Origin of the sequence: Pseudovibrio flavus, from assembly GCF_009711345.1 — a bacterium.
Lineage (GTDB): Bacteria > Pseudomonadota > Alphaproteobacteria > Rhizobiales > Stappiaceae > Pseudovibrio > Pseudovibrio flavus.
On the sequence record NZ_SMMA01000035.1, the window covers coordinates 1 to 10,013 of the forward strand.

Annotated in this window: 10 protein-coding genes; all 10 read right to left on the reverse strand. The window is 51.0% G+C overall.

Annotated elements, in window-relative coordinates; all coding sequences use genetic code 11:
• Positions 1-98: 98 nt before the first annotated feature.
• Positions 99-941: an ATP-binding cassette domain-containing protein gene (locus E1162_RS00200; protein WP_155125424.1), complete on the reverse strand. Its 843-nt coding sequence runs from the start codon at positions 939-941 to the stop codon at positions 99-101.
• Positions 941-1,798 (reverse strand): ABC transporter ATP-binding protein, encoded by an 858-nt coding sequence (locus E1162_RS00205; protein WP_155125425.1) that lies wholly within the window; start codon positions 1,796-1,798, stop codon positions 941-943. Before E1162_RS00205 ends, E1162_RS00200 begins: the two co-directional genes overlap by 1 nt.
• 9 nt (positions 1,799-1,807) lie before the next feature.
• Positions 1,808-2,737 carry an ABC transporter permease subunit gene (locus E1162_RS00210; protein WP_155125426.1) on the reverse strand — a complete coding sequence of 310 codons (930 nt, stop codon included), beginning with the start codon at positions 2,735-2,737 and terminating at the stop codon, positions 1,808-1,810.
• 10 nt (positions 2,738-2,747) lie between these two features.
• Positions 2,748-3,671, reverse strand: coding sequence for an oligopeptide ABC transporter permease OppB (gene oppB / locus E1162_RS00215; protein ID WP_155125427.1), 924 nt, complete (start codon positions 3,669-3,671; stop codon positions 2,748-2,750).
• Between the two features lie 89 nt (positions 3,672-3,760).
• Positions 3,761-5,386, reverse strand: a complete 1,626-nt coding sequence (locus E1162_RS00220; protein WP_155125429.1) for a peptide ABC transporter substrate-binding protein — start codon at positions 5,384-5,386, stop codon at positions 3,761-3,763.
• A gap of 420 nt (positions 5,387-5,806) precedes the next feature.
• Positions 5,807-6,568 (reverse strand): glucose 1-dehydrogenase, encoded by a 762-nt coding sequence (locus E1162_RS00225; protein WP_155125431.1) that lies wholly within the window; start codon positions 6,566-6,568, stop codon positions 5,807-5,809.
• Positions 6,569-6,584: 16 nt separating this feature from the next.
• Positions 6,585-7,631 (reverse strand): L-idonate 5-dehydrogenase, encoded by a 1,047-nt coding sequence (locus E1162_RS00230; protein WP_155125433.1) that lies wholly within the window; start codon positions 7,629-7,631, stop codon positions 6,585-6,587.
• A gap of 45 nt (positions 7,632-7,676) precedes the next feature.
• Complete coding sequence (locus tag E1162_RS00235) at positions 7,677-9,008, reverse strand: TRAP transporter large permease (RefSeq protein WP_155125435.1); 1,332 nt, start codon at positions 9,006-9,008, stop codon at positions 7,677-7,679.
• A gap of 14 nt (positions 9,009-9,022) precedes the next feature.
• A complete protein-coding gene (locus E1162_RS00240) occupies positions 9,023-9,538 on the reverse strand; it encodes a TRAP transporter small permease (protein ID WP_257098533.1) in 516 nt (171 codons plus the stop codon).
• 65 nt (positions 9,539-9,603) lie between these two features.
• Positions 9,604-10,013: TRAP transporter substrate-binding protein (locus E1162_RS00245; protein ID WP_257098534.1), on the reverse strand; the 410-nt coding region annotated here is incomplete at its 5' end.

Consider the following 10,013-nt stretch of genomic DNA (forward strand, 5'->3'; position numbering starts at 1 on the left):
TAGCTAGTATTTTATACTTTATCGAGAGAAAACAGATAGATATGACAAAACGCGAGCCGATGGGCCCGCGCTTTATCTTTCGCATTTCGTTGCGTCTTCTAAGCAGTTAAACGTGCAGCTAACCGTGCCCGTTCCGCTTTTGGGTCAGGTATCGGAACCGCCGCAACCAACTCTCTCGTATAAGCGTCATTTGGTTGGTGAATGACTTGCTTCGCCTCACCAAGTTCAGCGATATTTCCAAACTTCAGCACCATAATGCGGTCACTAATGTGCTTAACAACGCTCAGATCATGGGCAATGAAGAGCATGGAAAGGCCGAGTTCGCGCTTCAAATCCATCAGCAAGTTCACCACCTGCGCCTGCACAGACACGTCCAGAGCAGACACCGGCTCATCGCAAACAAGCAGTTTCGGGTTGGTAATTAGCGCCCTCGCGATACCAATCCTCTGACACTGACCTCCAGAAAACTCGTGCGGATAGCGATTGATCATCCGTCGGGAAAGGCCAACCATTTCCATCAACTCACCCACTCGATTTTTCACGTCATTACGGCTGGCTGATGGCTGGTGTGTCTTCATAGGCTCGGCAATAATCTGGCCGGCTGTAAGACGCGGATTGAGCGACGCAAGCGGATCCTGAAACACCATCTGGATCTCACTGCGGACCTTAAGCATCTGCTTAGCACTCAGAGCAAGCAAGTCTTGTCCGTTATAGAAAACACTGCCTGACTGCGCGGGCAGTAGCCGCGTAATGGCATGGGCAAGGGTGGACTTACCGCAACCGGACTCCCCCACAATTCCAAGCGTCTCGCCATGAGCCAAGTCGAACGAAACTCCATTTACGGCCCAATTATAGCTCTTTGGAGCAAACAAGCTGAAGCCTTGTTTCTTTTCCTCATACCCAACCCGAAGGTCCTGCACCTGCAAAATTGGAGTACCCATCAGGAAGCCCCTCCCACGCCAGCTAGCCCTTCGGAGGCAATGGTTGAGAGCACCTCATCATCTCTATCCAGACGTGGAACAGCATTTAGGAGATTTTGGGTATATGGATGCTTAGGCTTTTCAAAGACATCGTCTGTCTTACCCTGCTCCATCACCTGCCCGTGGTACATAACGAGGGTTCGCTCACAGGTCCCAGCAACAATTCCAAGGTTATGGGTTATCAGCATGATGGCCATGTTGAACTCCTGCTGTAACTCCACCAGCAAATCCATAATCCGCGCTTGAACAGTTACATCAAGAGCCGTAGTTGGTTCGTCTGCAATGAGCAGCTTGGGACGGCACAATAAAGACATTGCAATCATCACACGCTGGCGCATCCCGCCGGAAAATTCATGCGGGTACATGTGAATGCGGTTTTTCGCGTCAGCAATCTTAACAGCCTCCAGCATCTCAACACTGGCTGCGATAGCCTGCTTTTTCGAAATCCTCCGCCCTTCACTCCCATTATACATGAGGGTCTCCGCCATCTGCTCACTAATGCGCAGATAGGGATTGAGGGAAGTCATCGGATCTTGAAAAATCATCGCGATCTCGTTGGAACGCAGCCGGTTCATCTCTTTAACGGATAGGCCCAGAACCTCCTGCCCTTGATAGCGAATAGAGCCCTCGACACGAGCGTTCTTGGGCAGCAAGCCCATGGTGGCAAACGCTGTCTGGCTTTTGCCGGAACCAGACTCCCCAACCACCGCCAGTGTCTCACCTTGGTTGAGCGTCAAGCTCACGCCATCTACTGCCTTAACAGTCCCCTCAGGCGTATCGTAGGAGACTTTCAGCCCATCTATTTCTAGCAGTGCCATTCAAGCCCCCTAACGATCTTTAGGATCAAGCGCATCTCGCAGTCCATCTCCGATAAAGAAGAAGCTGAAAAGCGAAATTACAAAGAAAAACAAAGGGAAAGCCAATTGCCAATAGGTGCCGTATTGAATGGTACTGGACCCTTCAGAAATAAGAGCACCCCAGCTGGTGTTAGGCTCCTGCACGCCAAGTCCGAGAAACGAGATGAAACTCTCGGTAATAATCATGCTTGGAATGAGCAGCGTTGCATAAACGATAACTACACCCAGCATGTTTGGCACGACGTGGCGTAGAATGATGGTCAGAGGCTTAACACCGGTTGCCCGCGCAGCAGAAACATACTCCATATTCTTGATAGAGAGTGTTTGCCCCCGCGCAATACGCGACATATCCAGCCACGATATCAAACCGATCCCGACAAAGAGCATAAAGATCGATCGCCCGAAAACCACCAGCAGCAAGATCAAGATGAACATGTATGGAATGGACTGCATGATATCGACAAAGCGCATCATCAGATTGTCAACACGTCCACCGACATAGCCTGCGATGGCGCCGTAAAGCGTACCGATAGACACTGCAATAAAAGCGCCCACAATACCCACCATTAGGGAAATTCGAGTGCCCTGAACAACGCGGGCGTAGAGGTCACGCCCCATCTCGTCAGTACCAAAGTAATGGCCATTCGCGACCGACGGCGCGCCAAGCTCTGCCGATGCACCAAGCAAGTTCCAGTCAATTTCTTCGTTTGACCAAGCAGCAACGTACTGACCAAACATCGCAAAAAGAAAGACAAGGCAAAGCAGCATCAAACCGGTCATTGCTGCCTTGTTTTGCATGAAGCGGCGGCGTGCATCTGCATAAAGCGAGCGCCCCTTCACCTCATCAGCTTCCACGACAGCTTGAGCAAGGCTCTCGATCTTGTCAGTTCCAAAAACCATCGAAGCCTCCTCAATAGCGGATCTTAGGATCAATCCACGCATAGAGAATGTCTACGACGAGATTGAATAGGATCGTTAATGCGCCGATCAGGATCGTAATGCCCATCATCACCGCGTAATCACGTGTTAGGGCCGAGTTCACATAGGCTTGGCCGATGCCGCCCGTAGAGAAGTAAACATCAACAATCACAGAGCCAGTAATCATCGCAACGAACGTAGGACCGAGATAGGAGATTACCGGCAGCAGAGCGGGCTTTAGCGCGTGTTTGCGAACGATGACGTGCGCCGGAAGGCCCTTCGCCTGAGCCGTTCGAATGAAATTGGTGTTCATCACCTCAAGCATTGAAGAGCGGGTAAGGCGGGCAATGGAGGCCATATAGCTCGTAGAAAGAGCGATAACCGGCATGATGATATTGGCCCAGTGGCCATTGTTCCAGCCGCCGCCCGGTAACCACCCAAGCCACAATGTAAAGATGATCACGAGGATGGGTGCCATTACGAAGTTCGGCAGAACCTGTGCCCCAATGGAGATGCCAACTGCGAAATAGTCGAGCCAGCTGTTTTTCTTCAGCGCCGCAGCTACACCGAGCGCGCAGCCAACAACAAAGGCAACAATGAAAGACAGGAAACCGTAGGTCAGCGTGATAGGAAAGCCGGAGGCGATGATGTCGTTTACCGAGCGATCCTTATATTTGAACGACGGTCCAAAATCGAAACTCGTAACGATACCGCCGATATAATTGAAAATCTGAGCGATTAGAGGTTTGTCCAAGCCATACTTGGCTTCGATATTCGCCAATACCTCTGGCGGAAGAGGTCTCTCTGAGGTGAACGGGCCACCCGGTGCAGCATGCATCAATACAAAGGAGAGCACGATTAGCACCAGCAACGTCGGAATCGAAATTGCCAACCGCCTAAAAATGTAGCCGAGCATATTATTTGGTTCTCGTGGAGATCAAAGAAGTCCTAGTTCAAGATAGAAAACACCGGCGCGTTAAAGCGCCGGCGTCTCTTGCTGCCTAATTAGTCGGCAACCTTGTAAAGGTTCTTTGCGTACCAATTCTGCTCGGCGTTCTCTACCGGCCAGTTCTTGAGATTTGCGTCCATCATGTACACGTTGGTGTAGTGATAAATTGGAATAACCGGCATCTCGCCCGCAACAATCTCTTCAACACGAGTGTAGTTTGGCTGCGCGTTGTCCGCAGTCTTCGCGTCAGCCATTAGCTGATCAACTTCAGCGTTGGAGTATTTGCCGTCGTTGTAACCAGAGGCGGTGGTGAGCAAGTCAAGGAAAGTAGACGCTTCGTTGTAGTCGCCGCACCATGCACCGCGAGCAAGCTCGAAGTTCTGGTTGCCACGCTCGTTCAGGAAGGTCTTCCACTCCATGTTGTTCATGGTCACTTCCACACCAAGCTTCTGCTTCCACATCTGTGTCATCGCAATAGCGATCTTCTTGTGGCCTTCAGAAGTGTTGTAGACGAGGTTGAACTTGAGAGGGTTGTCTTTGCTGTAGCCAGCCTCAGCCATCAGCTCCATAGCCTTGGCATCACGCTCTTTCTGGGAAAGACCAGCATACTCTACGCCCGGCACTTCAAAACCCGCGGTAACCGCAGGCGTAAAGGTGTAAGCTGGGAACTGACCACCCTGAAGAACGCGCTCGGTGATTACGTTGCGATCAAGAGAATAAGCAAGCGCCTTGCGAACGCGAACATCCTTAAAGAACTCCGGGCCACTGTCAGACAGGTTGAAGGTGTAATAGTAGTTACACAGACGCGGGAACGCGATTGCCTGATCTGGATACTGCTCTTTCAAAGATGGGTACTGGCCAGCTGGAACCTCGGTTCTGTCAAGCTCGCCTGCCTTATAGCGGGTCAGCGCTACGTTCTCATCGTTGATTACGAGGGTAACAACCTTGTCGATGATGGTGTTGGCGTTGTCCCAGTAGTTCTCGTTGCGCACCAGAACAGCCTGCTCCTGAGGCTTATGCTCGGAAAGGACGTAAGCGCCGTTAGAGACGATATTACCCGGCTTTGTCCAGTCGGCACCGTGCGCGTCAATAGCCCACTTAGGGGATGGGAAAGTCGTGCTGTGGGTGGTCATCAGCGGGAAGTAAGGAAGCGGAACAGAAAGCTTCACTTCCAGCGTATGGTCGTCTATGGCTTTCACACCAAGCTCGGAAGGTGTCTTCTCGCCGTCAATGATCGCCTTGGCATTTTCCAAGGACATCAGCTCCACGTACCATGCATATGGTGAAGCTGTTTTTGGATCAGACGCACGCTGCCAAGCAAACACGAAGTCACCTGCAGTTACAGGCTTACCATCAGACCACTTTGCATCCTGACGGAGCTTGAAAGTGTAGGTCTGCTTGTCAGCGGACACTTCGTGGCTGAGCGCAACACCTGGAACAAGGTTGCCATAATTGTCCTGATTATAGAGACCCTCAAAGAGGTTACGAACGACCTCGGAACCGGATACATCCTCTACAATTTGCGGATCGACCGAGGAATGTTCATCTAGAAGACGATAGGTGAAGGTCTGATCGTCGGCGAGCTTCTCGCCGGTCTCAGGATGCATTTTGGCTGCAAATGACGGAGCAGAAAGAAGGGCTGCACCTACAACGGTGCTGAGAAAAATATTCTTATTAAGCATGGTATTACCCCCAAGAATAATTGATACAACTCTTAGAAAGCTGCTGAAATGATGATCAAAATGGGCATTCACGCACTGCACAAAGTGAAAAATCGATTTTTTATTACGTCTTCAATTAGAAGAACTCCTGAAACCACTTCAACCAATCGAAACATCGCAGCAAACACCTGAGACATAACGATTCTCTCCTAGCTGTAGGTAGCTTCCGGTAAGGCATGTTACTTTGTGATATATTTTTAGCAATACCAATTCAAAACAATCGGTGACTTTCGCAATAAACGATAATTACCTCCGTCCAATTACCGAGAGGGTTTGGCAGATTGTGGCGCGTTAAGGATCAAAACAGATTGTTCGCGCTAGAAACAAAAAAGGGGCCGAAGGGGCCCCTTTTGTATTGATAATTGCCTGATAAACGCAGCATCAGATGGCAGCGGTAATACCGCCGTCGACGAAAATCACCTGACCATTGACAAAGTCTGCTGCTGGAGAAGCAAGGAAGATACAGGTACCTACCAACTCGTCCACGTTACCCCAGCGACCTGCTGGAGTACGGCGGCAGAGCCAGTTGGAGAAGTCCTCGTCCTCAACAAGAGCGGTGTTCATCTCGGTTGCAAAGTAGCCCGGACCAATGCCGTTTACCTGAATACCATCCTTGGCCATTTCCGTTGCCATGCCCTTGGTGAGCATTTTCACGGCACCTTTGGAAGCGGTGTAAGGCACAATAGAAGCTCGGCCCAGATCACTCATCAATGAGCAAATATTGATGACCTTACCTGCTTTACGCTCTTTCATGCGGCGACCGACTTCACGGCACAGCAAGAACGGACCAGTCACGTTTACATCCATGACGAGGTCCCAAGTTTCCTTCGGACAGTCGACCAGTGGCGTACGCTTCTGGATACCAGCATTGTTTACGAGAATATCGATCTGACCGATCTCTTCCTCGATCTTAGCAATTGCAGCAACAACTTCAGCTTCATCAGTTACGTTGAAAGCCAGTGCCTTTGCTTTAAAGCCTTCAGCTACCAGCGCCTGCGCTGCAGCTTCTGCGCCCTGCTGGGTGGTTGCGTTGATGATGACTTCCGCACCATGCTCGGCAAGACCCTTTGCAAGAGAAAACCCGATACCGCGTGCAGAACCTGTCACGAGCGCGCGTTTTCCGGTTAAATCAAATCTGCTCATTTCTCGTGCCTATTCGTTAGGTGAAATCAATCAATACCTTACAGGCGAGCGTCTTATCAGCAGCGACTTCCAACGCCTCACTGATCTGCTCTGCCTTAAAGGTATGGCTGTGCAACGGGGTTGGGTCGATCTGTCCGGTTTCAAGCAGGCGAACTGCCTCACCGAATTCTGGACCATTGCGGAACGAGCCGCAGAAAGTCACTTCTTTGCTGGCGAGACGGGAATAAGGGATCTCGACAAGAGCCTTACCCAAAACGCCTACCTGGGCGAAGTGTCCAAATGCGCGAACAACTTCAACACAGGTGTGCACTGCAGGCAAAGCACCGGATGCTTCAACAACAAGGTCGAAGTATCCTTTGCCTTTGCCAAACGCAGCAATTACTTCGCTATCCCGCAACGGGTTAAGGGTCAGAGTTGCGCCAACGTCCTTGGCACGTGCAAGAGCGGTATCGCTGATGTCAGAGACAACGATTTCGCTCGCACCGCGGATTTTAGCAACTGCAACGGCAAGAGCACCAATAGGGCCAGCACCCGCTACAAAAACTTTCTTTGCAACAAGCGAGCTTGGAAGGTTGCTCATGGCATGCAAGACAACAGCAAGCGGCTCTGCGAATGCCAGACGGTCAGGATCCATCGGTTCACTTACTTTGTGGCACTGCGAGGCGCGCACACATAGGAACTCTTGGAAACCACCATCTACGTGCGGCATTGTCGAAGCGGAACCGAAGAACCGTGCATTCATGCATTGGCTGGAATGTCCGGTCCGGCAGTTCTCGCAGGTATGACAGATGATGTTTGGATCAACAGCAATTTGATCACCAACCGAAAGGGCCGCAACTCCCTCACCGACTGCATCAACCACACCACAGAACTCATGCCCGATCACGTAAGGATGCTGCACCACGAAAGCGCCATTCGCTCCTTCGTGGTAGTAGTGGATGTCAGTTCCACAAATACCGGCACGCTCTACGCGTACTAAAACGTTTCCGGCAGCAACCGTATCTGGCTTCGCTCTTTCAACGACCTTGATGTCTTTTTTGCCTTGCAACTCGCAGCAACGCATACCCTTAACTCCGCATCTGGGAACAGGAAGTGGGCCGAAGCCTGATTAATTCATCAGGCTTGGCAGGAAGGTTGAGAATGCTGGTACGTAGCTAACCAGCAGCAGGGATACGATCATGGCGTACAGGAACGGAATGATCGCCTTAACAATTTTCTCCAGGGACACTTCACCGATGGAACTTGCGATAAACAGGTTCGCACCAAGTGGAGGCGTACAGAAGCCGATTGCAAGGTTACAGGTCATGATCACACCGAAGTGGATCGGATCTACACCCACGCTCTGTGCCACAGGAAGCAGGATCGGGGTCAGGATGATGATCGCTGCAACGGTTTCCATGAACATACCAACTAGAAGCAGAAGGATGTTGATGAGAGCCAGAACGATGATCGGATTGTCAGAGATCGTGGTGATCAAAGACGCAACCTGGTTTGGAACCTGTTCCATGGTGAGCAAGCGACCGAACGCGAACGCCATAACAACCATGATCAAACAGGTCGCAGAGGTGATTGCAGTACGGGAGAGCAGCTCTGGAAGGTCTTCCCACTTCAGTTCCTTGTATACGAACATAGAGATGAAGAAGGCATAGCCCACAGCAACAGCTGCAGCTTCAGTTGGAGTAAAGATACCGCCGTAGATACCGCCAAGAATGATGACAGGAACCAGAAGAGCCCAGATGGTGTTACCATCGTCCTTCTTGCTTTCCTCTTCCTTAGCTTCAGCGCGTGCACGGTTGTGCTCTTCCAGCTTCTCGATTGCTTCGGTCAACTGGGTTTTGCCAAATGCAGCACCGGTGGAATAGAGGTAACGAGCGATAACAGCATAACCAGCACCGAACAGAACGCCCGGAATAACACCGCCGAGGAACAGGTCACCGATGGACTGGTTCGCGGTCACGCCGTAGATGATGAACGGGATGGACGGCGGGATCATAACGCCGATCATACCGGAGGCAGCAGTCAGCGCGGAAGAGAACGCACGGTCATAGCCGCGCTTTTCCATTTCCGGCACCATGTTCGAACCAATCGCCGCAACGGTTGCCGGAGAGGAGCCGGAAATCGCAGCAAAGAACATGGAAGCAAGAATGTTAACGTAAGCAAGACCTGCTTTTACGTTACCAACGAGGCGCGCAGCAGAAGCCACGATACGGCGGGAAAGACCACCGCCCTGCATGATGTCACCAGCCAGAATGAACATAGGCACGGCAACGAGAACGAAGTTGTTAGCGCCGGTTACAGCACTTTTTACCAGCAACGTGACAGGTGGCGTATTTGGCAGCAACTCAAGAACGATAAGGGAGGCCATACCAAGGCACACACCCACCGGGGCGCCAAAGGCCACGAGGATCGCGAAGGATCCAAAAAGAACCATACTAATCATGAGAAATGCCCCAATTATACGTAAGCTGTTTCAGGATCTTTAAGAGCCCGAATGTCGATGATCACGTTCTGGACCAGACGAATTACGGAAAGTGCAGAGCCAACAGGAAGAGAGGCATAGAGCCAGAAAACAGTGATGCGATCACCGGTGAACGGGAATTCCAGCACAGGGGAACGCTGACGCAGCATCAGCGGGCTGGTGCACTGTTTGTAGCCGATCCAAGCAAGCCAAGCGAAAAAGATGATCATCGCGATACCGACGGCGATGTACATCAAGCGCTGAACTTTAGGGCTAGCCATTTCAGGCAGTACGGTGATGGAAATATGCTTACGGGTTTTGAAGCCGTAGCTCACACCGATCCAGATGAACCATACAAAGGTCCAGCGAACCAGTTCTTCAGACCAGGAAAGGGAATTCCCCATTACATAGCGCATGAATACCTGCGCCATAATAAGGATGGCGATAGCCGCCACAGCAACAATGAGGAAGTACTTCTCTAGATTTTCATCCAGCTTTTTTATTAGTTGCATCAGTCTGCTCTCACAAAAGAGTTCGGGGGCAATAAATGCCCCCGAAACGTGTGCATTGAAGGTTATTAGCTAGCTTCAGCAACAGCTTTGCGCAGAGCCTCATAAGCGTCTGGGTCAACCATACCCTTCAGCTCATCGGAAATTTCTTCGACTTTAGCTTGGAAAACAGCCATTTCTTCTGGAGTAAGTGCATTCACTTTACCGCCATTGGCTTCGATGTACTCGACGAAACTTGCTTCTTCTTCCGCAATGATAGCCTGCTGATGGGCTTCGCCTTCCTTCACTGCACGAACGATCAGATCCTGATAGTTCTCAGGCATGGAGTAGAATTTGTCTGGGTTCATCACAACGATGTGGGTGGAATACACATGGTTGGTCAGAGAGACGTAAGGAGCAACTTCGTAGAAACGGTTTGGTACGATGTTGCTGAGTGGGTTTTCCTGTGCATCTACAACGCCCTGCTGAAGAGCGGAGT

Coding starts and splice junctions, on each gene's coding strand:
- E1162_RS00200 (WP_155125424.1), bottom strand. CDS start 941: ATGGGTACTCCAATTTTGCAGGTGCAGGACCTTCGGGTTGGGTATGAG.
- E1162_RS00205 (WP_155125425.1), bottom strand. CDS start 1,798: ATGGCACTGCTAGAAATAGATGGGCTGAAAGTCTCCTACGATACGCCT.
- E1162_RS00210 (WP_155125426.1), bottom strand. CDS start 2,737: ATGGTTTTTGGAACTGACAAGATCGAGAGCCTTGCTCAAGCTGTCGTG.
- oppB (WP_155125427.1), bottom strand. CDS start 3,671: ATGCTCGGCTACATTTTTAGGCGGTTGGCAATTTCGATTCCGACGTTG.
- E1162_RS00220 (WP_155125429.1), bottom strand. CDS start 5,386: ATGCTTAATAAGAATATTTTTCTCAGCACCGTTGTAGGTGCAGCCCTT.
- E1162_RS00225 (WP_155125431.1), bottom strand. CDS start 6,568: ATGAGCAGATTTGATTTAACCGGAAAACGCGCGCTCGTGACAGGTTCT.
- E1162_RS00230 (WP_155125433.1), bottom strand. CDS start 7,631: ATGCGTTGCTGCGAGTTGCAAGGCAAAAAAGACATCAAGGTCGTTGAA.
- E1162_RS00235 (WP_155125435.1), bottom strand. CDS start 9,008: ATGATTAGTATGGTTCTTTTTGGATCCTTCGCGATCCTCGTGGCCTTT.
- E1162_RS00240 (WP_257098533.1), bottom strand. CDS start 9,538: ATGCAACTAATAAAAAAGCTGGATGAAAATCTAGAGAAGTACTTCCTC.